Source organism: Pseudomonas sp. WS 5410, assembly GCF_012985645.1.
Classification (GTDB): Bacteria; Pseudomonadota; Gammaproteobacteria; order Pseudomonadales; family Pseudomonadaceae; genus Aquipseudomonas; species Aquipseudomonas shahriarae.
In genome coordinates, this window is the sequence record NZ_JAAQWS010000009.1 from 25,841 (window position 1) to 48,832 (window position 22,992).

21 protein-coding genes are annotated in these 22,992 nt (G+C 61.9%); 8 read left to right on the top strand and 13 right to left on the bottom strand.

Going from position 1 to position 22,992, the window contains the following annotated elements:
- The gene (locus tag HBO24_RS14815) at positions 1-699 is read left to right on the top strand and encodes an extensin family protein (protein WP_057958676.1); all 699 of its coding nucleotides are present in this window, start codon (positions 1-3) and stop codon (positions 697-699) included.
- Positions 700-702: 3 nt separating this feature from the next.
- Here the strand turns inward: HBO24_RS14815 and HBO24_RS14820 are convergent, their stop codons facing one another.
- Positions 703-1,323, bottom strand: a complete 621-nt coding sequence (locus tag HBO24_RS14820) for a hypothetical protein (protein ID WP_057441769.1) — start codon at positions 1,321-1,323, stop codon at positions 703-705.
- A 95-nt stretch (positions 1,324-1,418) separates the two neighbouring features.
- Here HBO24_RS14820 and HBO24_RS14825 point away from each other — a divergent pair, with 95 nt between their 5' ends.
- Positions 1,419-2,213, top strand: a complete 795-nt coding sequence (locus HBO24_RS14825; protein ID WP_170045281.1) for a class I SAM-dependent methyltransferase — start codon at positions 1,419-1,421, stop codon at positions 2,211-2,213.
- Here the strand turns inward: HBO24_RS14825 and HBO24_RS14830 are convergent.
- Positions 2,191-2,826 (bottom strand): TetR/AcrR family transcriptional regulator, encoded by a 636-nt coding sequence (locus HBO24_RS14830; protein ID WP_057958679.1) that lies wholly within the window; start codon positions 2,824-2,826, stop codon positions 2,191-2,193. The genes HBO24_RS14825 and HBO24_RS14830 overlap by 23 nt on opposite strands.
- A gap of 92 nt (positions 2,827-2,918) precedes the next feature.
- Here HBO24_RS14830 and HBO24_RS14835 point away from each other — a divergent pair, with 92 nt between their 5' ends.
- From HBO24_RS14835 to HBO24_RS14845, 3 genes are all read left to right on the top strand, one after another.
- Entirely contained in the window at positions 2,919-4,022 is a 1,104-nt protein-coding gene (locus HBO24_RS14835; RefSeq protein ID WP_057958680.1) for an efflux RND transporter periplasmic adaptor subunit, read from the top strand.
- A 6-nt stretch (positions 4,023-4,028) separates the two neighbouring features.
- On the top strand, positions 4,029-7,094 hold the full coding sequence (locus tag HBO24_RS14840; RefSeq protein WP_170059936.1) for an efflux RND transporter permease subunit: 3,066 nt from the start codon (positions 4,029-4,031) through the stop codon (positions 7,092-7,094).
- A gap of 138 nt (positions 7,095-7,232) precedes the next feature.
- On the top strand, positions 7,233-7,415 hold the full coding sequence (locus tag HBO24_RS14845) for a hypothetical protein (RefSeq protein WP_057958682.1): 183 nt from the start codon (positions 7,233-7,235) through the stop codon (positions 7,413-7,415).
- Positions 7,416-7,498: 83 nt separating this feature from the next.
- Here HBO24_RS14845 and HBO24_RS14850 read toward each other — a convergent pair whose 3' ends face one another.
- From HBO24_RS14850 to plsB, 3 genes are read right to left on the bottom strand one after another with little or no spacing between them, the layout of a single operon-like run.
- Positions 7,499-8,185: a DUF4197 domain-containing protein gene (locus HBO24_RS14850; RefSeq protein WP_057441761.1), complete on the bottom strand. Its 687-nt coding sequence runs from the start codon at positions 8,183-8,185 to the stop codon at positions 7,499-7,501.
- Between the two features lie 25 nt (positions 8,186-8,210).
- On the bottom strand, positions 8,211-8,612 hold the full coding sequence (locus HBO24_RS14855) for a YbaY family lipoprotein (protein WP_057958684.1): 402 nt from the start codon (positions 8,610-8,612) through the stop codon (positions 8,211-8,213).
- 51 nt (positions 8,613-8,663) lie between these two features.
- Positions 8,664-11,168: a glycerol-3-phosphate 1-O-acyltransferase PlsB gene (plsB, locus tag HBO24_RS14860; protein WP_170059937.1), complete on the bottom strand. Its 2,505-nt coding sequence runs from the start codon at positions 11,166-11,168 to the stop codon at positions 8,664-8,666.
- Positions 11,169-11,347: 179 nt separating this feature from the next.
- On the opposite strand from plsB, the gene HBO24_RS14865 reads away from it, so the two are divergent.
- Positions 11,348-11,557, top strand: coding sequence for a cold-shock protein (locus HBO24_RS14865; RefSeq protein WP_057441757.1), 210 nt, complete (start codon positions 11,348-11,350; stop codon positions 11,555-11,557).
- Positions 11,558-11,700: 143 nt separating this feature from the next.
- Here the strand turns inward: HBO24_RS14865 and HBO24_RS14870 are convergent, their stop codons facing one another.
- The 4 genes from HBO24_RS14870 to HBO24_RS14885 all read right to left on the bottom strand — a co-directional run bounded on the left by HBO24_RS14870 (position 11,701) and on the right by HBO24_RS14885 (position 16,936).
- Entirely contained in the window at positions 11,701-12,078 is a 378-nt protein-coding gene (locus HBO24_RS14870; protein WP_057445111.1) for a hypothetical protein, read from the bottom strand.
- 73 nt (positions 12,079-12,151) lie between these two features.
- Complete coding sequence (locus HBO24_RS14875; RefSeq protein WP_170059938.1) at positions 12,152-12,961, bottom strand: putative RNA methyltransferase; 810 nt, start codon at positions 12,959-12,961, stop codon at positions 12,152-12,154.
- The gene (gene dapE, locus HBO24_RS14880) at positions 12,961-14,112 is read right to left on the bottom strand and encodes a succinyl-diaminopimelate desuccinylase (RefSeq protein ID WP_057958687.1); all 1,152 of its coding nucleotides are present in this window, start codon (positions 14,110-14,112) and stop codon (positions 12,961-12,963) included. The genes HBO24_RS14875 and dapE overlap by 1 nt, the downstream gene beginning before the upstream one ends.
- 232 nt (positions 14,113-14,344) lie before the next feature.
- Entirely contained in the window at positions 14,345-16,936 is a 2,592-nt protein-coding gene (locus HBO24_RS14885) for a glycosyltransferase (RefSeq protein WP_057958688.1), read from the bottom strand.
- A 213-nt stretch (positions 16,937-17,149) separates the two neighbouring features.
- Between HBO24_RS14885 and tcdA the strand changes: the two genes are divergently transcribed.
- Positions 17,150-17,965: a tRNA cyclic N6-threonylcarbamoyladenosine(37) synthase TcdA gene (tcdA, locus tag HBO24_RS14890; RefSeq protein WP_076962157.1), complete on the top strand. Its 816-nt coding sequence runs from the start codon at positions 17,150-17,152 to the stop codon at positions 17,963-17,965.
- Between the two features lie 55 nt (positions 17,966-18,020).
- Here tcdA and HBO24_RS14895 read toward each other — a convergent pair whose 3' ends face one another.
- The 4 genes from HBO24_RS14895 to HBO24_RS14910 all read right to left on the bottom strand — a co-directional run bounded on the left by HBO24_RS14895 (position 18,021) and on the right by HBO24_RS14910 (position 21,081).
- Positions 18,021-18,434, bottom strand: coding sequence for a SufE family protein (locus HBO24_RS14895; protein ID WP_057439918.1), 414 nt, complete (start codon positions 18,432-18,434; stop codon positions 18,021-18,023).
- On the bottom strand, positions 18,431-19,636 hold the full coding sequence (locus tag HBO24_RS14900) for a cysteine desulfurase (protein WP_057439916.1): 1,206 nt from the start codon (positions 19,634-19,636) through the stop codon (positions 18,431-18,433). Before HBO24_RS14900 ends, HBO24_RS14895 begins: the two co-directional genes overlap by 4 nt.
- Before the next feature lie 69 nt (positions 19,637-19,705).
- A complete protein-coding gene (gene dapD / locus HBO24_RS14905; RefSeq protein ID WP_057439915.1) occupies positions 19,706-20,740 on the bottom strand; it encodes a 2,3,4,5-tetrahydropyridine-2,6-dicarboxylate N-succinyltransferase in 1,035 nt (344 codons plus the stop codon).
- Positions 20,741-20,772: 32 nt separating this feature from the next.
- The gene (locus HBO24_RS14910) at positions 20,773-21,081 is read right to left on the bottom strand and encodes an arsenate reductase (RefSeq protein ID WP_232545463.1); all 309 of its coding nucleotides are present in this window, start codon (positions 21,079-21,081) and stop codon (positions 20,773-20,775) included.
- A 264-nt stretch (positions 21,082-21,345) separates the two neighbouring features.
- Between HBO24_RS14910 and HBO24_RS14915 the strand changes: the two genes are divergently transcribed.
- On the top strand, positions 21,346-22,989 hold the full coding sequence (locus tag HBO24_RS14915) for a Na+/H+ antiporter (RefSeq protein ID WP_169960721.1): 1,644 nt from the start codon (positions 21,346-21,348) through the stop codon (positions 22,987-22,989).
- The last annotated feature ends 3 nt before the right edge of the window (positions 22,990-22,992 follow it).

Sequence of the window (22,992 nt, forward strand, 5' to 3'; positions counted from 1 at the left end):
GTGGCTTTTTTCAAAGTGTTGGGTGTGTTGCTGCTACTCGCGGGTGGCCTACTCGTAGGCATCTGGCGCGGCTGGGTGCCGCTGCCCGCCGAGTGGAACCCCTGGGCGCCCTTGGATGTGCAAGCTGCGCCTAACCTGCTGACCCGCTTCAAACTGGGGCGCTTGCAGGACGATCCCACCCTGTGCGACCAGGTGCTGAAAACCTCCGGGTTGCGGGTCAGCCATCAAGCGGACAGCCCGGCGGATGCGGCTTGCCCATTGCGCAACACGTTGCGGGTTCAGGGCGCGGAGGTGGGGTTGAGCAGCAGTTTTCTCGCCAGTTGCCCCTTGGCGGTGGCGTTTGCCCTGTTCGAGCGCCACAGCTTGCAGCCGGCTGCCCAGGCGGTGTTTGGCCAGGCGGTGACGCGGGTCGATCACCTCGGCAGTTTTGCCTGCCGCAACATGTATGGGCGGGCTGAAGGGCGACTCAGCCAGCATGCCTCGGCCAATGCTCTGGACATTGCCGGGTTTCGCCTGGCGGATGGGCGCAGCATCAATGTGTTGAAGGATTGGCCAGGAGAGGGTGCCAGCGCACGCTTTCTGCGGCAGGTGCGCGACAGTGCGTGCAATGATTTCAACGTGGTCTTGAGCCCGGATTACAACGCCGCCCATCGCAACCATTTCCATTTGGATATGGGGCGTTGGTGGGTGTGCCGCTAAGGGTCAGGCCGCCAGGCGCAGGTTGTTGAGGATCAATGGGCGGGCCCAGCCGCAATCGAAGTCCAGGGCCTTTTGCTGTTGCACCAGTTCCTCGTCGGGGTATGGCTCGGCCGCCGGTGGCAGCAGGTCCAGTTCGAATTCGGCAATCGGCAGGAACAGCGGCTTGGGTTGCGGCGCCGGGCCTGGCTCGGGCAATGGCTGGCCGGCGGTCAGGACAATCGGTCGTACCCAGCCACTCTCGAAGTTCTGCTGGCGTTGCTGGGCAACGATTTCATCCTCCGGGAACGGCACGGCCGCCGGTGGCAGCAACTCCAGTTCGAACTCGGCAATCGGCAGGAACAGTGGCTCAGGCGGGGCGATCTCGGTGTCCTGGACATCGCAATGACGCTGGGTGACGATTTGCGTCAGCAGGTCGCTGCCGGCGCTGGGTTCGACCGAGGCATCCACCGGCACCGGATCGGCGGCCAGCTGCGCACCTGGCTCCTGGCCAAGCTGCTCGGCCAACGCCCGGGCGAAGAAGTCCTGCCACACATGACTGACGCCGGCCAGCGCTTGGGTATTGCGCAGGCCGAAGTGGTTGTGGGTCGGCAGGACACCGGTGAATAGGGAATGAATGTCTGACATTTCTCTCGGTCGACGCTCAGGGTCTGGCAAAATGCCTGATCCTTTTTTATCGGCCGCTGTTTGCCGATCCTTAATATTTTTGAGCGTAGTAAACGATGAGCGAACAAACCGCGGCCAGCCGCATTCGGGTCGAGGCCTTGGCCGACGGTTTTCAGGGCCGTGCCCAGCACTGGGCCGAGCAGCTCGGTTTGCCTGTGCAACTGGCGGACGCCGATTTTGCCCTGCAAGTGGGTGAGCATGGCCTGCAACTGCAACAGCTGGGCCCGGATGCGCCTGGCCCGGTGCGGGTGGATTTTGTCGAGGGCGGTGCTGCCCATCGGCGGCTCTATGGGGGTGGCAGCGGGCAGATGATTGCCAAGGCGGTGGGGGTCTCGCAAGGCGTGCGCCCGCGAGTGCTGGATGCCACGGCCGGCCTGGGTAAGGATGCCTTCGTGCTGGCCAGCCTGGGCTGCGAGATGAGCCTGATCGAACGTCAGCCGCTGATCGGTGCCTTGCTCGAAGATGGTCTGGCGCGTGGGGCGGAGGATTTTGAAGTGGCGCCGATTGTTGCGCGGATGACCCTGCTCAAGGGCAATTCCATCGAGGTGATGCGTAATTGGGAAGGTGAGCCGCCGCAGGTGATCTACCTCGACCCAATGTTTCCCCATCGGGAGAAAACCGCCCTGGTGAAGAAGGAAATGCGCCTGTTCCGCCCGCTGGTGGGTGACGATCCGGATGCCCCGGCATTGCTCGCGGCGGCCTTGGCCCTGGCCAGCCACCGGGTGGTGGTGAAGCGCCCACGCAAGGCGCCGTGCATTGAGGGGCCCAAGCCGAGCCATGCGCTGGATGGCAAATCCAGCCGGTACGATATTTATCCCAAGAAAGCGCTCAAGGCCGGTACGCCCGCATAAACAATCCCACCACTTCCTGCACATGCTCCTCGGCGGCCGCTTCGCTCAAGCGTTCGCCGCAGCCATACAGCAAGCAGAAGTTTGCCGTGCCCTTGAGCAGGCAAAAGAAGTGCTCGGCTGCGGTAAATGGCTTGTCGATGCGCAATGCGCCACTTTGATTGATCTTGCCCAGCAGGCGCTCCATGCCCTGCAACATCCGCATGGGGCCGGCTTCGAAGAAGATCTGCGACAGCTTCGGATCCTGATTGCCTGAGGTCATCATCAGGCGATGCAGGTTCACCGATTCCTCGCTGTTGATCAGCAGGTGAAAGCCTCGGGCGATGTTCAGCAGCACCTTTTCCACTGGCACGTCGTCCGGCAACTCGAAATACATCACCGGCAGTTGTGCTTCGCACTTGGCTTCGACGGCGGCGGTGAACAGCGTTTCCTTGTCGGTGAAGTGGCTGTAGACCGTCAGTTTCGACACGCCAGCCTCAACGGCCACGGCATCCATGCTGGTACTCGCGTAACCATTGCTCAAAAACAGGATTTTCGCCGCGTCGAGGATTGCCTGGCGTTTTGCCATGTCCTTGGGACGCCCGGGGCTATTGGTGTTTACAGGATTGTCGGACATTTTCACTTTAATACTGGACTGGTGAGTTTGGTATTAATAACATACTGGCCAGTATAATTACTCCAAGCACCATTTGCGAAAGGTCCTTCAGCATGCGCAGCATTTTTCTGCACCTCGCGTTGCCTGCCAGCCTTGCTCTTTTATTGGCTGCCTGCGGCCATGAAGAAGCGGCCCAAACCACCGTCCGCCCGGCCATGGTGGTGCAGCCACAGCCCTCGGCGCTGGCAATGGACAGTTATCCAGGCGAGGTTCGCGCCCGTTATGAGCCGGACCTGGCCTTTCGCATTGGTGGCAAAGTCAGTCGCCGGCTGGTGGAGGAGGGCGAGCGCGTCAAGGCCAACCAGCCGCTGGCAGAGCTCGATCCCCAGGATGTACGCCTGCAACTGCAGGCCACCCGTGCCCAGGTCACGGCAGCCGAGGCCAACCTGAGCCTGGTGCGGGCCGAGCGTGATCGCTACAAGACCCTGATGGACCGTCAGATGGTCAGCCGTTCCCAGTACGACAATTCCGAAAACCTCTACCGTTCTGGGGTCGCACGCCTGCAGCAGATCAAGGCTGAATTCGACGTGGCCAACAACCAGGCCGGCTATGCCGTGCTGCGCGCGCCCCAGGATGGCGTGGTCGCCAAGCGTGCAGTGGAAGTCGGGCAAGTGGTGTCGGCCGGGCAGACCGTGTTCACCCTGGCCACCGATGGCGAGCGTGAAGTGTTGATCAGCTTCCCGGAGCAGAGCTTCGGTCGCTTCAAGGTCGGCCAGCCGGTCTCCGTGGAGCTGTGGAGCCAGCCCGACCAACGCTTCGAGGGGCGCATTCGCGAGCTGTCGCCGGCGGCCGATCCCAAGTCGCGCACCTTCGCCGCCCGTGTTGCCTTCAACGCCGGTAAAGTCCCGGCGGAGCTGGGGCAGAGCGCGCGGGTCTTTATCCAGGCCGACGGCGTGATTCCGTTGTCGGTGCCGCTGTCTGCCCTCAGCGCAGAGAACGGCGCGTCCTACGTCTGGTTGGTCAAGCCGGATAACACCCTCAAGCGCACGGCGGTGCGCATCGGCGCGTTCGGCGAAAAAAGCGTACCGGTGCTTGAAGGCCTGAGCCCCTCCGACTGGGTGATTGCCGCCGGTGTCCATGTGCTCCATGAGGGCCAGCAAGTACGCCCGGTGGATCGCTCCAACCGGGTGGTGAATCTGGCGGCCAACAAGGAGTAGTCCCCGATGGGTTTCAATCTTTCCGAATGGGCGTTGCGCAATCGCCAGATCGTCCTGTTCCTGATGCTGCTGCTGGCCGTCGTCGGTACGTTGTCCTACACCAAGCTGGGGCAAAGTGAAGACCCGCCGTTCACCTTCAAAGCCATGGTCATCAAGACCAACTGGCCAGGGGCCACGGCCCAGGAAGTCTCGCGCCAGGTCACCGAGCGCATTGAAAAGAAGCTAATGGAAACCGGCGAGTACGAGCGCATTGTCTCGTTCTCCCGCCCGGGCGAATCCCAGGTCACGTTTATTGCGCGGGACTCGATGCACTCGGCGCAGATTCCCAACCTGTGGTACCAGGTGCGCAAGAAGATCAGCGATATCCGCCAGACCCTGCCACCGGACATCCAGGGCCCGTTCTTCAACGACGAATTCGGCACCACCTTTGGCAATATCTACGCCCTGACCGGCGAGGGTTTTGACTACGCGGTGCTCAAGGACTACGCCGACCGCATCCAGATCCAGCTGCAACGGGTGCCGGATGTGGGCAAGGTCGATCTGCTGGGGTTGCAGGACGAGAAGATCTGGATCGAGCTGTCCAACCTCAAGCTCGCCACCCTCGGTCTGCCCCTGGCGGCGGTGCAGCAGGCGTTGCAGGAGCAGAACGCGGTGTCCACCGCCGGGTTCTTTGAGACCCCGAGCGAGCGCGTGCAATTGCGGGTGTCGGGTAACTTCAAGACGGTCGAAGAGATCCGCAATTTCCCGATCCGCGTCGGCGACCGCACCTTCCGCATCGGCGATGTGGCCGAGATTCACCGGGGCTTCAACGACCCACCGGCGCCACGTATGCGCTATATGGGTGACGACGCAATCGGCCTGGCCGTGGCCATGCGCGATGGTGGCGATATCCTGGTACTGGGCAAGGCCCTGGAGGGCGAGTTCGCACGCCTGCAGAAGAACCTTCCGGCAGGCATGGAACTGCGCAAGGTGTCGGACCAGCCGGCTGCGGTGAAGACCAGCGTGGGCGAATTCGTCCAGGTCTTGGCCGAGGCCTTGGCGATTGTATTGCTGGTGAGTTTCTTCTCCCTCGGTGTGCGCACCGGCATGGTGGTGGCACTGGCGATTCCGCTGGTGCTGGCGATGACGTTTGCCTGCATGTATTACCTGGGCATCGGCCTGCACAAGATTTCCCTGGGGGCGCTGGTCCTGGCCCTGGGCCTGTTGGTGGACGACGCGATCATCGCCGTGGAAATGATGGCGATCAAAATGGAGCAGGGCTACGACCGTCTCAAGGCAGCCAGTTTCGCCTGGACCAGTACGGCGTTTCCGATGCTCACCGGTACGCTGATCACCGCAGCCGGCTTCCTGCCGATTGCCACCGCGCAATCGAGTACCGGCGAATACACCCGCTCGATCTTTCAGGTGGTGACCATCGCGCTGCTGGCCTCGTGGGTCGCCGCTGTGGTGTTTGTGCCGTATCTGGGGGAAAAGCTCCTGCCGGATCTGGCGAAAATTCATGCGGCCAAGCACGGTACTGATGGGCCGGATCCGTACGGTACGCCGTTCTACCAGCGCGTACGCCGCTGGGTGGAGTGGTGCGTGCGTCGCCGCAAAACCGTGATTGTGCTGACGGTGCTGCTGTTTATCGGCTCGGTGGCGCTGTTCCGTTTTGTCCCGCAACAATTCTTCCCGGCGTCCGGACGCCTGGAACTGATGGTCGACCTGAAACTGGCGGAAGGCGCCTCCCTGAGCAGCACCGCCGAGCAGGTCAAGCGTCTCGAAGGCTTGCTCAAGGCGCATGAGGGGATCGAAAACTACGTGGCCTATGTCGGCACCGGCTCACCGCGCTTCTACCTGCCCCTGGACCAGCAACTGCCGGCGGCCAGCTTTGCCCAGTTTGTGGTGTTGGCCAAGACCATCGAGGAGCGCGAAACCCTGCGCACCTGGTTGATCGAAACCCTCAACGAGCAATTCCCCGACCTGCGTTCGCGGGTCACCCGCCTGGAGAACGGCCCGCCGGTTGGTTACCCGGTGCAGTTCCGCGTGACCGGCGAGCACATCGAAGAAGTACGTGCCCTGGCGCGCAAGGTCGCGGCCAAAGTGCGTGAGAACAGCCACGTGGTCAACGTGCATCTGGACTGGGAAGAGCCGAGCAAGATCGTCTACCTCAATGTCGACCAGGACCGCGCCCGCGCCTTGGGCGTGAGCACCGTCAACCTGTCGAAATTCCTCCAGAGCTCCCTGACCGGCTCCAGCGTCAGCCAATACCGGGAAGACAACGAGTTGATCGAAATCCTCCTGCGCGGCACCGTGCATGAGCGCACCGAATTGTCGCTGCTGCCGAGCCTGGCGGTGCCGACCGACAACGGCACCAGCGTGGCGCTGTCGCAGATCGCCACCCTGGAATATGGCTTCGAGGAGGGCATTATCTGGCACCGCAACCGCCTGCCAACGGTGACTGTACGTGCTGATATCTACGGCAAGGAGCAACCGGCGACCTTGGTCCAGCAGATCCTGCCGACCCTGGCAGATGTACGTGCCGAATTGCCGGACGGTTACCTGTTGGACGTGGGCGGCACCGTGGAAGACTCCGCCCGAGGGCAGAACTCGGTGAAGGCCGGGGTGCCGCTGTTTATCGTGGTGGTGCTGACCTTGCTGATGCTGCAACTGCGCAGTTTCTCGCGCACGGCCATGGTGTTCCTGACCGCGCCGCTGGGGCTGATCGGGGTGACGCTGTTCCTGCTGGTGTTCCGCCAGCCGTTTGGCTTCGTGGCCATGTTGGGGACCATCGCGTTGTCGGGGATGATCATGCGTAACTCGGTGATCCTGGTGGACCAGATCGAGCAGGACATCAAGGCGGGCCTGGAGCCTTGGCAGGCGATTATCGAAGCCACCGTGCGGCGCTTCCGGCCGATTGTGCTGACGGCCCTGGCGGCGGTGTTGGCGATGATCCCGCTGTCGCGCAGTGTGTTTTTCGGGCCGATGGCGGTGGCGATCATGGGTGGGTTGATTGTGGCGACGGCGTTGACGCTGTTGTTTCTGCCGGCGCTGTATGCGGCGTGGTTCCGGGTCAAGCCGCGCTCGGCATAAGCCTGCGTGAATCGGCTACGCGGTTTAGGAACCTTTTCCTGCGTGTTTGCCACTTAGGGGTACCTGAGTTACAGGTACCTTCTTCTGGCAACGGGGTTGTTACAGAACAAGGCTTTATCAACCTGCGAGGAATTACCTATGGGTTTATTTGCAATGGGTGGTATAGGTATAGGTCTGGGCATGATGCCGATGATGGCCTTCAAAATGGGCAAGCGCGGTAAATCCAAATGCAAGCCTCCGCCCTGCCACCACCACCACCACGCTCAACCGCCGCAGTTCTCCAGTACTATCAAGTACGAGGGAAAAATCAGCTACAGCTGATGGTAGTAAGGGGCATGTCCGCTGGGCAATAACACCAACGCCCCAATTATTCGGGGCGTTGTTGTTTGTTACCGAAGGTGTGTCTAGAGGGCACCGAACACTTTCTTCGCCAGGCTGGTCGCGGCGGCTGCCGGGTTCTGGCGAATGCTTTCTTCCTGTTGGGCAATCATCTTGAACAGGCCGTCCAGCGCTTGCTCAGTCACGTAGTTTTCGACGCTGTCGCTCTTGCCACCCAGTAAACCCAGGGGCGCCTTTTTGGCGAGCGCGTTGTATTGCTGGGCTACACCGACCTTGTCCGTGGATTGCTTGACGATCGGCAGGAACTTGGCGCGGATCTGCTCACGGCTGCTTTTGTCCAGATACTGGGTCGCCGAATCCTGGCCACCGCTGAGGATGCCCTTGGCGTCGTTCACGCTCATGTTTTTCACGGCATTCACCAGAATCGGCTGGGCCTGGGTCACGGCGGATTCGGCGGCCTTGTTCATGCTGGCTTCAAGCTGGGTGATCTGATCGCCCATGCCGAGCATTTTCAGGGCGCCGGCAGCTTTCTCCAGCTTGCCCGGCAAACCGATCTTGACCTCGGGGTTGTTGCTGAATCCACCGGGAGCCCCCAGTTGCTTGACGGCAATCTGTGCACCTTGGGTCAGGGCGTCCTTGAGGCCGCCGGTAGCGTCGCCCTGGGACAGGTCACCGAGGGACAGGGCCATGGCGTTGGCACCGAGCAGCAGGCCGGCACACAAGGTGGTGAGGCGAAGAGAGTTACGGAGCATGGGCGCTTCCTTTTAATCGACTGGATCAGTGGGCAACGGCGTCAACGCGCAGGCGCAGCGGCTGGGAATCCTGGCCGTTCAACTGCACCGAATGGCGCTCGGTGGTGATAAACATTAGCTTGCCATCCAGCTCGATGCGAGCGCTGACCGAATAGCTGTGGCCAGGCTTGACCTGGGCCGGGTCGTAGCTCAGGTGGAAGGGCAGCGGCACCTGGCCGTTGACCGGGCCTTTCTGCTCGGCCAGGGTGACGGCGGGCGCATCGGCCAGGGACACATCCTGCAGGCTGACGCTCAAGGTCGCGGCAGGCGGCAGGGCGATGCGTTGCAGGTAGAACACCTCGCCATCAAGGCTGGCTTTGGGCGCAGGATTCATCGAGTGACAGGCTCCCAGCAGGGCGGTCAGGCCCAAGAGGATGATTTTTTTCATGGTACAGCTCCTTGTCAACGGCGCCAGAAACACCCTGGCGCCCTGGTAAATCTAGCGGGTTTCGTCCGCCTCGGCGTCCGGTGCGGGCGCTTCTTCATTGCGGTGCAACGCGACCTGGCGGATCGACAGGCGAATCTCCGCCGGCAACACCCGTTTGGCTGCGCCTTCGGCCAATTCGCCGAGCAGGTCGTGGTAACTCAACTTGCCGGCTTCATCGCGACGCAGCACATCTTGCTCGAGCAACGTCTGAATAAAATGTCGGAAAAGGCTCTTATCGAAGAACTCCGGGGCATTCAGGCCATGCAGGATCGACAGGCGCTGGGCCATGACCGTGCACAAGTCTTCCAGCTCTTCGGCGCTGATGCTGTTCTGGCCGCTGTTGAGCAGCAGGGAAATGGCCATGTAGAAGCGTTGCAGGGTCTGGGCAATGCTCTTGGACAGCAGGGTCAGCAGCACAAAGTTGCGCGAGCTGGGCGCCGGGCGCAGGTAGATGTTGTTTTCAAAGCGCAGCAGACCTTGTTCTACCAAGGCTTCGAGCCACTGGTCGACCACTGCGTCAAGTTCGTCCAGGGTCCAGCGGATGAACAACTCCGATTGCAGGTACGGATAGAGCGCACGGGTGTAGCGCAGGATCTGTTCGCGGCTCATGCGCGAGCTGCTCTGGAAGAAGCTGGCCAGCAGCGCCGGCAGGGCGAAGATATGCAGCACGTTGTTGCGGTAATAGGTCATCAGGACAGCGTTTTGCTCGTCCAGATAGAGGATCTTGCCCAGGGCATCACTCTGTTCCGACAGCAGGTTCATGTCCTTGACGTGCTTGATCAAGGCCTGGCCGTCACCTTCGGGCAGCGTGGTGTGGGGCGAGTAGGGCACCCGGCGCAGCAGCGCCAGGTACAGGTCCAGCACCCGGGCCATGGCCTGGTCGTCCAGGGCCAGGCGGCTGGTGGACAGTAGCGCCAACGCCACCAGGTTCACCGGGTTGATCGCGGCGGCCTCGTTGAGGTGCTGGGCCACGCGCTCGCCGAGGCGGTTGGTGGTCTCATTCAACCAGGCCGGCTTGTAGTTCGGTGCCAGATCCTGGGCGCGCCAGTCCGGTTGCTCCTGATCGAGGAATTCCGCCAGCTTGATCGGCTCGCCGAAGTTGACCGCCACCTGGCCAAAGCGCTGCTTCAGCGCGCCAATGACCTTGAAGATATCGCAGATCGACTCTTTCTTTTTCGTCGCTCCGCGCAGTTCGCCCAGGTAGGTGCGGCCTTCCAGTACCCGTTCATAGCCGATATACACCGGCACAAACACGATCGGCATGCGCGAGGAGCGCAGGAAGCTGCGCAGGGTGATCGCCAGCATCCCGGTCTTGGGTTGCAACATGCGCCCGGTGCGCGAGCGGCCGCCTTCGACGAAGTACTCCACCGGGAAGCCCTTGGTGAACAGGGTATGCAGGTATTCGTTGAACACCGAGGTGTACAGCGGGTTGCCTTTGAAGGTACGGCGCATGAAAAACGCCCCGCCGCGGCGCAACAGGCTGCCGATCACCGGCATATTGAGATTGATCCCGGCAGCAATGTGCGGCGGGGTCAGGCCGTTCTTGAATAGGAGGTAAGACAGCAGCAGGTAGTCGATATGGCTGCGGTGGCAGGGCACGTAGATCACTTCGTAGCCCTGGGCGACCTTTTGCACACCTTCGATATTGTTGACCTTGATGCCGTCGTAGATCTTGTTCCAGAACCAGCTCAGCACCACTTCGAGGAAGCGGATGGCGGTGTAGGTGTAGTCCGAGGCAATTTCGTTGCCATAGCGCAGGGCCTGGGCCTTGGCTTTTTCCGGGGTGATCTTTTCCCGCTCGGCCTCGTCGAGGATCGCCTGGCGCACCAGTGGCATATTCACCAGGCCTTTGACCAGGTTGCGCCGGTGGGACAGGTCGGGGCCGATCACCGCAGTCTTCAGGTTGCGAAAGTGTACCCGCAGGATCCGTTGGGCCATTCGTACGGTGCGTTCGTGACCTTTATTGTGCTCGATCAATTCACGCAGGTTGATTGGCGCAGAGAATTGCACTCGGGTCTTGCGCCCCAGGATCAGGATGCTCAACAGCCGGCGCAGGCGCCCGGTGACTGCCCAACTGTCGGCGAACAGCAGTTTCCAGGGGCTCGACTCGCTGGCGGGCGACTGGCCCCAGAACACGCTGACCGGAATGATCTGGGCGTTTTCTTCGGCATGCTCGGTCAGGGTGTTGACCAGGCGGGTCAGGGTCGGCGGCGCGCCGCGCTTGTCCTGGCGGCCGAGCCAGTCCGGGTCCGGGGTCAGGTAGAAGAACGCCGCCGGTTCCATCAACGGGCCAACGGACACCGGCAGCACCGGGCGCGGCAAGCCGGCCTTGGTGCACTCGGCATCCACCACGGCCAGTTCGGTCAGGGAGGGCGATTGCAGGACGTAGAACACCGGCCGGCTGCGGTCCAGGTTAAGGGTGAGGGACGACTGGTTGATCGTCTCCGAGCGAACCCAGAGGTACAACAGTCGGCGCAAGGTGCCAAATACCAGACGGCGGAACGGGGAGCGGGTCATAGGCGTGCTGCTTTGAGTGGAAAAAACCGAGCAGGCGCTCGGGCGGGTAGTGTGCCGTATTCGCCGAAAATCGGCAAAAAAGCAGCGATGTAAAGTTGAGTTGATCGTTTTTGAGCCTGTCTTATACTCGGCAGTTCAATGCGACTGACTCAACAATAAAAACCAGTGGGAGCAAACAGATGACAACGCGCGAAACCGGCAATGTGAAGTGGTTCAACGACGCCAAGGGCTATGGTTTTATCCAGCGGGAGGATGGCAAGGATGTGTTTGTGCACTACCGCGCTATCCGCGGTGAAGGCCACCGCTCCCTGGCCGAGGGCCAGCAGGTGGAATACGCCGTGGTGACCGGCGACAAGGGCTTGCAGGCTGAGGATGTAGTCGGTCTTTAAAGCAGATTTCTGCAACGCCGCTGAACCCATGTGGGAGCGGGCTTGCTCGCGAAAGCGCTGAATCAGTCACTGTAGAGGTTGACTGATTGACTGCTTTCGCGAGCAAGCCCGCTCCCACATCTGATTGGGTTCACAGTTCAGAATCAGGTGGTTTTCCAGGTGATCTGCTCTTCACCGTCGGTGCTGATCCGAATCCAGGTGTCGGCGCTTTCTTCACCTTCTTCCTCGACCCACGTCCCCGGCGCGCAGCGCACTTCAACGTTCAGCGCGGCAAAGGCCGCACGGGCGCAGGCGATGTCGTCTTCCCACGGGGTCTGGTCGCTTTCCAGGTACAGGCTGTTCCATTTGCCCACGGCCTTGGGCAGCCAGGTCACTGGCACATTGCCGGCCTTGCACTTGTAGGTCTGGCCCTTCTGTACCCAGTCGGTGCACGGCCCCAGGGCAGCGCCGAGCCAGGCGGCGATAGCCTTGTAGTCGACGTCGGCGTCCTTGAGGTAAATCTCGATATCGGGTTGGCGCATGGATGTTCCTCGTTGCGGGATTCGAAAATCCATTCGCGGATTCAGGGTGGGCGCAAAGGCCCGGAATAGTCGGTTATTGAAGCACGAAATAGTCGTAGCGCATCGACACGGTGACCAGCAGCGGTTCGGCCTGCTCGATCACCTGGGCGCGACGCTCGGCGCTGGCACGCCAGCCATGGGGGGTCATCGCCAGCAGATTGGCGCGGTCCCCGGGGTCGGCCAGGCTGAGCTTGAACTCCAGCACTTCGCTGTGTTGCAGGCTCATGCCGTCTGGCACCAGGGCCAGGTGCTTGTCGTCGGTGTACTCGCGCACTTCGTCGTACAGGCGTTCGCGCAGTTCCATCAGGTGGCCGCTGGTCGGTCCGACCTTCATCAGGCCGCCGCCGGGGCTGAGCAGACGCTTGGCTTCCTGCCAGTCCAGGGGGCTGAACACGCTGGCGAGGAACTGGCAACTGCCGTCGGCCAGCGGCACGCGGGCCATGCTGGCGATCAGCCAAGTCAGCGTCGGGTTGCGTTTGCACGCGCGCTTGACTGCTTCCTTGGAAATATCCAGGGCATAACCATCGGCGCGTAGCAGGGCATCGGCGATTTGCGCGGTGTAGTAGCCTTCGCCGCAACCGATATCCAGCCAGCGCTGGGGTTTGCGTTCGGCTGCCAGTGCGGCCAGGCGCCTGGCCACAGGCGCATAGTGACCGGCATTGAGGAAGTCGCGGCGCGCTTGCACCATGGCCAGGTTATCGCCTGGGTCACGGCTGTTCTTGTGCTGCACCGGCAACAGGTTCAGGTAACCCTGGCGGGCCCGGTCGAACCGGTGCCCGGCCGGGCATACCACGCCACTATCCACCACATTGAGGGGCGCACTGCAAATGGGGCAAGCAAGCATCAGGCGAGCAACTTGATCAGGGTCTGGTAGTAGATTTCGGTCAGCACATCGAGGTCGCTGGCCAGAATGCGCTCGTTGACCTGATGGATCGTCGCGTTGACCGGGCCCAGTTCCACCACTTGGGTGCCGAGGGTCGCGATAAAGCGCCCGTCGGAGGTGCCGCCACTGGTGGACGCCTGGGTCTCGCGGCCGGTAATGGCCTTGATGCTGGCGGACACCGCATCGAGCAGCGCGCCCGGCTCGGTCAGGAACGGCAGGCCCGACAGCGCCCACTCCACATGCCAGTCCAGGCCATGCTTGTCGAGAATCGCCGCGACCCGCTGTTGCAGGCCTTCGACGGTGGACTCGGTGGAGAAACGGAAGTTGAACACCGCCGTCAGGTCACCCGGGATCACGTTGGTGGCGCCGGTGCCGGAATTGAGGTTGGAAATCTGGAAGCTGGTCGGCGGGAAGAAGGTATTGCCGTTGTCCCAATGCTCGGCGGCCAGTTCGGCCAGGGCCGGGGCGGCCAGGTGGATCGGGTTCTTTGCCAGGTGCGGGTAAGCCACGTGGCCTTGCACACCGCGCACGGTCAGGGTCGCACCGAGGGAGCCGCGACGGCCGTTCTTGACCACATCGCCCACCAGGGTGGTGCTCGACGGTTCACCGACGATGCACCAGTCCAGGCGCTCCTTGCGTGCTGCCAGGCGCTCGATCACTGCCTTGGTGCCGTGGTGCGCCGGGCCTTCTTCGTCGCTGGTGATCAGAAACGCCACCGAACCCTTGTGGTCCGGATAGTCCTTCACAAAGCGCTCGGAGGCCACCAGCATCGCGGCCAGGCTGCCCTTCATGTCGGCCGCGCCACGCCCGCACAACATGCCGTGTTCGTCGATCAGTGCGTCGAACGGGTCATTCTGCCAGGCCTGCACCGGGCCGGTCGGGACCACGTCGGTGTGGCCGGCGAAGCACAGCACCGGGCCTTCATGCTTGCCGTGGGTGGCCCAGAAGTTGTCCACATCTTCGATGCGCATCGGCTCAAGCGCAAAGCCGGCGTCGCCCAGGCGCTGCATCATCAGCTTCTGGCAATCGGCGTCGATCGGCGTCACCGACGGGCGGCGGATCAAGTCGATAGCGAGTTGGAGGGTCGGCGAAAGGTCGGCGTGGGCCGTCATGGGAAAACTCCGAAGGTGTGTCAGGGCGCAAGACGAGAGTGAAATATATCCAATGTGGGAGCGGGCTTGCCCGCGATGCAGGCGCCGCGGTGTAGCAGTTGCACCGCAGCGATGCCATCGCGGGCAAGCCCGCTCCCACAAGGGGGGCAGTGGCTGCCTGAACCCATAAAGGGCCGTTATCTTATAGCAAAACGGCGACCAGAGGCCGCCGTTTAGTGCATTGCGCAAGTTTTTACGCGGCCGTCGCGGGCTCCGCCACCGCTGCCGGTTTCGGCAGTGACGACAGGAACGCCATGATCAACGCCGCCACATACGGCAGTGATTGCACCAGCAGCATCACCACCCAGAAGCGCATGTCATTGCTTGGCAGGCCCTGCACCAGGTAGATCCCCAGCGCCGCGCCCCACAGCAGCAACATAATGAACATCTCTTCGCGGGCTTCGGAAATCGCTACCCAGAAGCCGTGGTTATCCGCGTTTTTCGGTGTACGAAAGAACGGAATACTGGTGGTGAAGAAGCCATACAGCACTGCCTTGGCTATGGTATGGGACAACGCCAACCCGGCCAGGGCTGCGCAGAACGCATCCTTGAGGTTCACACCAACGGCGCGGCGGTAGAGGAAGATGATCTTGCCGACCTTGAACACAAACAGCGCCAACGGCGGGATTGCGAAGATCAGCAACGGCGGGTCGACCCGGGTCGGCACAATGATCATCGCCGCCGACCACAGCAGGGCACCGACGGTGAAGAAGATGTTCATGCCGTCCGCTACCCACGGCAACCAGCCCGCGAGGAAGTGGTAGCGCTGGCCACGGGTCAGCTCGGTGTCCTTGCCGCGCAGCAGGCTGGCGGTGTGGCGCTTGATGATCTGGATCGCGCCATAGGCCCAGCGGAACCGCTGTTTCTTGAAGTCGATAAAGGTATCGGGCATCAGGCCCTTGCCGTAGCTGGTGTGGTAGTACGCAGCCGACAGACCTTTCTCGAATACCCGTAGGCCCAGCTCGGCGTCTTCACAGATGCACCAGTCGGCCCAGCCCAGTTCTTCGAGCACCGAGCGGCGGGTCATGGTCATGGTGCCGTGCTGAATGATCGCGTCGCGGTCGTTGCGGGTGACCATGCCGATATGGAAGAAGCCTTTATATTCGGCGTAGCAGAGCTTCTTGAAGGTGCTTTCGTTCTGGTCGCGGTAATCCTGGGGCGATTGCACCACGGCGATTTTCGGGTCGGCGAAGTGCGGCACCATGTGCTTGAGCCAGTTGGGCGATACACAGTAGTCCGAGTCGATCACCGCGATCACTTCGGCATCCTTGGCGGTGTGCGGGATCAGGTAGTTCAGCGCGCCACCCTTGAAGCCGGCCAGGGGCGCGACGTGGAAGAACTTGAAGCGCGGGCCCAGGGTCAGGCAGTAGTCGCGTACCGGTTCCCACACCGCCGGGTCCTTGGTGTTGTTGTCGATGATCAGGACTTCGTAGTCCGGGTAATCGAGGGCGGCCAGGGCGTCGAGGGTCTGTTTGACCATTTCCGGCGGCTCGTTGTAGCACGGCACATGGATGGAGACTTTCGGGCGGTAGTCCGAATCCCCTTCAACCGGCAGGAATTCACGCCGGCGTTTGTGGGTCCAGACCGCTTCCGCCAGTTCATGGGCCTCGGTCAGCAACACGATAAACACGCCCATGGCACCCAGCGCGAGCAAGAAGCCCACAGTCAGACTGAACCAGGTGCTGTATTGCTGGCTGTAGTCGTAGCCGATCCAGACCAGCACCGAGCCGCACAGGAACGCGATAAAGGTCAGGAAGGTGCGACCACGCTGGCGCAGGGACGAGCCGTCGATCATCAGCAAGGTCAGCGACAGCAGTGCCAACACCACCGAGCCGATGGCCAGCACCCGCCATTGCGGAATCGCCACGACCGGCCCTTCAAAGTTGAATTTCTGCTGGCGCGCGGCGTTGAACACGCCCCAATAGGCGCCTACCGAGCCTTCGTCACTGGCTTTCCAGGGTTGGTCGAAGGCTTCGATCACGAAGTAGTTGTAGCCCTGGCGGTTCAGCTTGTTGACCAGAGTGCGCAGGTAAATGGCCTGGTCAGCCGGGGAGGCGTCCGCGCCACCGCGCATGCGGCCATTGCTCGGCCAGCCGACTTCCGACAGCAGCAATGGCTTTTTCGGGAAGGTCTTCTTCAGATCCTTGGCCCGGTCGAGGACGAATTGCCCGGCCTGGGCCATCGGCACATGTTCCCAGTACGGCAGAACGTGCGCGGCGATCAGGTCGACATGCTTGCCCAGTTGCGGGTTGTGTTCCCAGATATGCCACTGCTCGGAGGTAGTCACTGGCACTTTGACGGCGGCGCGCACCCGGTCCAGCAGGACAATCAGCTCTTCGGGGGTAATCTCCTTGCGGAAGATGGCCTCGTTGCCGACCACCACACGTACCACGCTGCGCGAGCTGTTGGCGATCTCGATGGCCCGCTGGATTTCGCGCTCGTTGCGCTCAAGGTCCGGGCTGATCCAGATCCCCAGGGTCACACGCAGGCCGAACTCTTCCGCCAGCTTGGGGATATTCCCCAGAGGGCCGTCGACCGAATAGGTCCGAATGTTGTCCGTCAGCTTGCTCATGATCGCAAGGTCCTGACGCATTTGTTCGTCGGTCGGGTACTGGTCTTTTTGCGGGTACTGGCCCTGCTGGAACGGCGAGTAAGAAAACCCGGAAATCTGCTGAGGCCAGTTGGGGGTAGTGACCGGGCGGTTGATCAGCGCCCAGAAACCGGTGAACAGCGCGGCAATTGCCAGCACCACCACCAGGTTGAGTCCAAATTTACGCGATGACATAGCTGTTTCGGGTTCCAAAGGGTGTGGAACGAATAGACGTGTTGGTGTACGCCGAACGGCGCGCATCCTACCATCGGCCCTGCACTCTGCGTACAGCAAGCCAGGAAAAACCGGGCATTTGGCAGCGAAAGCGTCGGTAAGTTCTTTACTTATAGCTTGTAGCTTAGAACTTATCGCTGCGTAGCCCTATAATGCGCGCCGGTTTTTGGGGTAATGGTCATGAGTACAGAAGATCCACGGTTTGCCGGCGTCGCCCGCTTGTATGGCATTGAAGGCCTGGAACGCTTGAAAGCGGCCCATGTGGCCATCGTCGGCGTGGGCGGTGTCGGCTCGTGGGCCGCTGAAGCCATGGCCCGTTGTGGGGTGGGCGAGATTTCGCTGTTTGACCTGGACGACGTGTGCGTCAGCAACAGCAACCGTCAGTTGCACGCCCTGGACAGCACGGTGGGCAAGCCCAAGGTCGAAGTGATGGCCGAACGCCTGCGTGCGATCAACCCCGATTGCACGGTGCACGCGGTGGCGGACTTCGTAACCCGCGACACCATGGCCGAGTACATCACGCCGACCATCGACTGCGTGATTGACTGCATCGACGCGGTCAACGCCAAGGCGGCGCTGATTGCCTGGTGCAAGCGCCGCAAGATCCAGATCATCACCACCGGCGGCGCCGGCGGGCAAATTGACCCGACGCTGATCCAGGTGTGCGACCTGAACCGCACCTTCAACGACCCGCTGGCCTCGAAAGTGCGCTCCACCTTGCGCCGCGACTACGGGTTCTCGCGCACCGTGACCCGGCACTACAGCGTGCCTTGCGTGTTCTCCACCGAACAACTGCGCTATCCCAAGCCCGATGGCAGCATCTGTTTGCAAAAGAGTTTTGTCGGTGATGGCGTCAAGCTGGACTGCGCCGGCGGGTTTGGCGCGGTGATGATGGTGACGGCAACTTTTGGCATGGTCGCGGCGACCAAGGCGGTGGACAAGATTGTGGCTGGGGTGCGCAGGCCGTCCGAGCGGGTCAAGCCCGCCTGAATCTCACGGCTGGACATCCATCACAGTGTGGGAGCAGGCAAGCCAGCTCCCACATTCAGTTTTGTGTTTGGCTCAATTGGCGCATGCGCTGCAGGACCGCATTCAGGCCATTACTGCGCGACGGCGACAATTGACGGGAAAGCCCCAACTGGTTGAACCAGTCGGGCAGGTCGACTGCCTGTAACGCCTCCGCCGACAGACCATTGACCCGCGCCAGCAGCAATGCCACCAACCCGCGAATCAAGCGTGCATCACTGCTGGCGGCAAACTGCCAATGGTCGTCGCGCAAGCATCCCACCAGCCACACCAGGCTTTCACAGCCCTGCACCAGGTTGGCGTCGACCTTGTCCTCAGCCGCCAACGCCGGCAGCCGCTCGCCCCATTGCATCAACAAGCGCGCGCGTTGCTCCCAGCTGCCGACGGCCTGAAAGGCCTGCAACGCGACACGTGCATCTGCGGGCAGGCTCATCGCAGCATGTCCAGGGCCTGATCCAGCGCTTCAAAGAAACGCTCCAGATCATCGGAGTCGTTGTACAACGCCAGGGAAACCCGGATCGCCCCCGACAGATGCAGGCTCTTGAGCAAAGGCATCGCACAGTGATGACCGGCGCGTACCGCGATGCCCTGCTCGGTCAGCAGGTGGGCGAGGTCGGCGTTATGCACGCCCTCTACCACAAAGCTGGCCAGGGCGACTTGCGGCGAGCCCAGCAGATGGACGCCCTTGCGTGCCTGTAGGCCGCGCAAGAGGTAGTCGTGCAGTGCCGCTTCGTGGGCGATCACCGCCTGTTGATCCAGGGAGTTGAGGTAATCCAGGGTCGCCCCCAGGCCAATCACCCCGGCAATTGGTGGCGTACCCGCCTCGAAACCCAGGGGCGCCGGGCGGAAGCTGGCGCTGTGGTAGTCCGCCTGCTGCACCATCTCGCCGCCAAACTGCCAGTGGCGCAGCCGATGCAGGGCTTCGGTGCGGCCGTAAAGCACGCCGACGCCGTCCGGACCATAAAGTTTGTGGCTGGAAAATACGTAGAAGTCGCAGCCCAGGGCCTGCACGTCATGGCGGCCGTGGACGATGCCCTGGGCGCCATCCACCACGGTCAAGGCGTCGTGGGCCTTGGCCAGTGCCAGCAACTGCGGCAACGGCTGCCAGACGCCCAGCACGTTGGACAACTGGCTCACCGCCAGCAGGCGGGTGCGTGGGCCGATCATCGTGGCGGCGGCTTGCAGGTCGATCAAACCCTCATCGTCGAGGGGCAGCACCACCAGCGTGAGCTCGCGGCGTTTGGCCAGTTGCTGCCAGGGCAGCAGGTTGGCGTGATGTTCCAGGGCGCTGATGACAAGCTCATCGCCCGGGTTGAAAAGGTGCTCCAGGCCATAGGCCAGGAGGTTCAGCGCAGACGTCGCGCCGTGGGTAAAGATGATCTGCCCGCTGTCACCGACGTTGAGCCATTGCGCCACTTTGCTGCGACTGTCCTCGAACGCCTGGGTCGCATGGGCGCCTGGCAAATGCTGGGCACGGTGCACATTGGCCGCGCCATTGGCGTAGTAATGGCCAAGGGCGTCCAGCAGGGCTTGAGGTTTTTGCGTGGTAGCGGCGTTGTCCAGATAGGTCTGGTCTTGCCGTTGCAAGGTAGCGATGGCCGGGAAATCGGCGCGCCAGGGCGAGGGCACAAGCATGGGTTCAAGACTCATATGAACCGGCCGTGCTGCAAGGCACGGCCGGCTCCGGTGGCATCGAGTCGCTGCTTAGTTGTGAGCGTGCAGCGCTGCGTTCAGTTCGATGGCCGACTTGTGGGTTTTGCACTCCACGGCACCGGTCTCGGAGTTACGGCGGAACAGCAGGTCCGGCTGGCCAGCCAGTTCACGGGCCTTGACCACCTTGACCAGTTGGTTCTGCTCATCGAGCAGCGCCACTTTAGTGCCGGCAGTCACGTACAGGCCCGATTCCACGGTGTTGCGGTCGCCCAATGGGATACCGATACCGGCGTTGGCGCCGATCAGGCAGCCTTCGCCCACTTTGATCACGATGTTGCCGCCGCCCGACAGGGTGCCCATGGTGGAGCAACCGCCGCCCAGGTCCGACCCCTTGCCGACGAAGACGCCAGCCGATACACGGCCTTCAATCATGCCCGGGCCTTCGGTGCCCGCATTGAAGTTGATGAAGCCTTCGTGCATCACGGTGGTGCCTTCGCCCACATAGGCACCCAGGCGCAGACGTGCGGCATCGGCGATACGCACGCCGGCCGGGACCACGTAGTCGGTCATTTTCGGGAACTTGTCCACCGAGAACACTTCCAGCAGCTCGCCACGCAGGCGCGCTTCCAGTTGGCGCTCGGCCAGTTCGCCGATGTCGATCGCACCCTGGCTGGTCCAGGCTACGTTCGGCAGTTGCGGGAACACACCCGCCAGGCTCAGGCCATGGGGCTTGACCAGGCGGTGGGAGAGCAGATGCAGCTTGAGGTAGGCCTCAGGGGTGGAGGTCAGTGCGGCATCTTCGGCCAACAACGTGGCGACCAGCGGCTTGTGGCTTTCGGCCAGGCGGGTCAGCAGGGCGGCCTGGGTGGCATCTACATTTTTCAGTGCATCAGCCAGTTGCGAGGCTTGGGCAATGGTGAAGGTGATCGCCTGGTTGCCTTCGGTGTAGCCAAGGATCGGCGCGATGGCAGCGACGATTTCGGCCGAAGGGTTGAGCAATGGCTGCGCGTAAAACACTTCCAGCCAAGCACCTTGGCGGTTCTGGGTGCCGACGCCGAAGCCCAGGCTGAACAGGGAATTGGACATGCTGTTACCTCTACAAAAATGAAGTGGCTGGCCTACTTGAGGGCCGCCGAATAACTATCTGGCTTGAAGCCAATCAGGGTTCTGTCACCGAGATCGAGCACTGGGCGCTTGATCATCGAGGGTTGTGCGAGCATCAGTTCAACGGCTTTCGCCTGGTCGAGATCGGCTTTGCGTTCGTCTTCGAGTTTGCGAAAGGTCGTGCCTGCACGGTTCAAAACCACCTGCCAACCGTGCTCATTGCACCATTGGGTCAAGTGTTCGCGGTCGATACCGGCCGTCTTGTAGTCATGAAACTCATAGCTGATGGCATTTTCATCGAGCCAGGTACGGGCCTTTTTCATGGTGTCGCAGGCTTTGATGCCAAAAAGGTGCAATGTTTTGCTTGAATCGGTCAAGGAACTGCCCCCTTTGGGCTGCTGGAAACAAACGATCACGGATTATGCCACGACAAAACAGTTTGGGTGCCGCTCGTCACTCCTTACGGTACGAGGTGCGACTTATGTGCAAAAGCCCGGCAACAGCATAGGCAGCTAATATGGCACTTCAAAGGCGCGTTGTTGCCTCAAGTGTGTCATTGCAAGTCGATTGTCCAGGAACCCCGCTTTATGCAAACCGCCTACACCGTTCTTATCCTGCTGATGCTGGTCAGCGTTTCGCGTCTGGTCGGGCGTGTGATCCCTTTGCCGTTGCCGTTGGTGCAGATTGGCGCTGGTGCCTTGCTGGCGTGGCCGACCCTGGGGCTGCATGTGGCGTTGGACCCTGAATTGTTTCTGTTTCTGTTCCTGCCGCCGTTGCTGTTCTCCGATGGCTGGCGCATGCCCAAGCGTGAGCTGTGGCGCCTGCGTGGGCCGATCCTGACGTTGGCCGTGGGGCTGGTGCTGTTTACCGTGGTGGGCGCCGGGTACTTTATCCACTGGTTGTTGCCGAGCATTCCCTTGCCGGTGGCTTTCGCCCTGGCGGCAGTGTTGTCGCCGACGGATGCGGTGGCGGTGTCGGCGATTTCCCAGAACCGCTTGCCCACGCCTTTGATGCACATGCTTCAGGGCGAGGCCTTGATGAATGATGCGTCGGGCCTGGTGACCTTCAAGTTCGCCCTGGTGGCCGCGTTGACCGGGGTATTTTCCCTGGCCGATGCCAGCCTGACATTTGTGCTGGTGGCGGTCGGTGGCCTGGCCATTGGCGTAGCCTTGAGCTGGCTGGTGGGGCGCCTGCGGGCCTGGATGATTGCCCGGGGCTGGGATGATCCGGCGACCCATGTGGTGTTTATGTTGCTGCTGCCGTTTGCGGCGTATGTGTTGGCTGAACGCCTGGGCGCCTCGGGGATTCTCTCGGCCGTGGCGGCGGGCATGATGCAGAGCTGGCTGGACCTGCTGCCACGCCAAACCAGTACACGCTTGCTCAATCGCAGTGTCTGGTCGTTGCTGGAGTTTGCCTTCAACGGTTTGATCTTCCTGCTGCTGGGCCTGCAGTTGCCGGACATCATCAAGGCGGTGACCAGCCACGAAGCCACGCTGTGGCCGACCTTGTTCTATCGCTGCCTGGACGTGATCGCGATCTTCCTGGTGTTGTTGGTGTTGCGGTTTATCTGGGTACAGAGCATTTGGCGTCTGTCCGGTCTGCTGCGTCGCCTGCGCGGTAAAAGTGAGCTGACACTGGTGCCCACCGCGCGGTCCTGCTGGCTGTTGACGGTTGGCGGGGTACGCGGGGCGGTGACCCTGGCCGGTGTGATGTCAGTACCGTTGCTGATGGCGCCTGGCCAGGCGTTTCCCGAGCGCGACCTGCTGATCTTCATTGCCGCCGGGGTAATCCTTTTGTCATTGGTCGCCGCCTGTATCGCCTTGCCCTTGTTGTTGCGGGGGATCGAGAAGAGCCCGGATGACAAGCGGCGCGGCGAGGTGCGTGATGCCTGGAAGAAAACCGCCGAAGCCGCGATTCATGCCCTGGAAGCAGAGGAGGCCGCCGACGCGGCGCCCCTGGATGCGGCCCAGGCTGCACTGGCGGCAGAGCTCAAGGCACGGATCATGTCGGAATATCGCCATCAACTGGAGGTGTTCAATGACTCGGCCGAAGCCCAGGCGCTGGCGCTGCAGATGGATCATCTGGAGCGCAAGTTACGGCTCAAGGCCCTGCGCGCGCAGCGATTGGAGCTGTATAGCCTGAGCCGTCACCACCAGATTGGCGATGACGTGCTGCGCGAAGTGCTGGCTGACCTGGATATGAGTGAGGCCAACCTGGGGACCCAGAAATAGCCG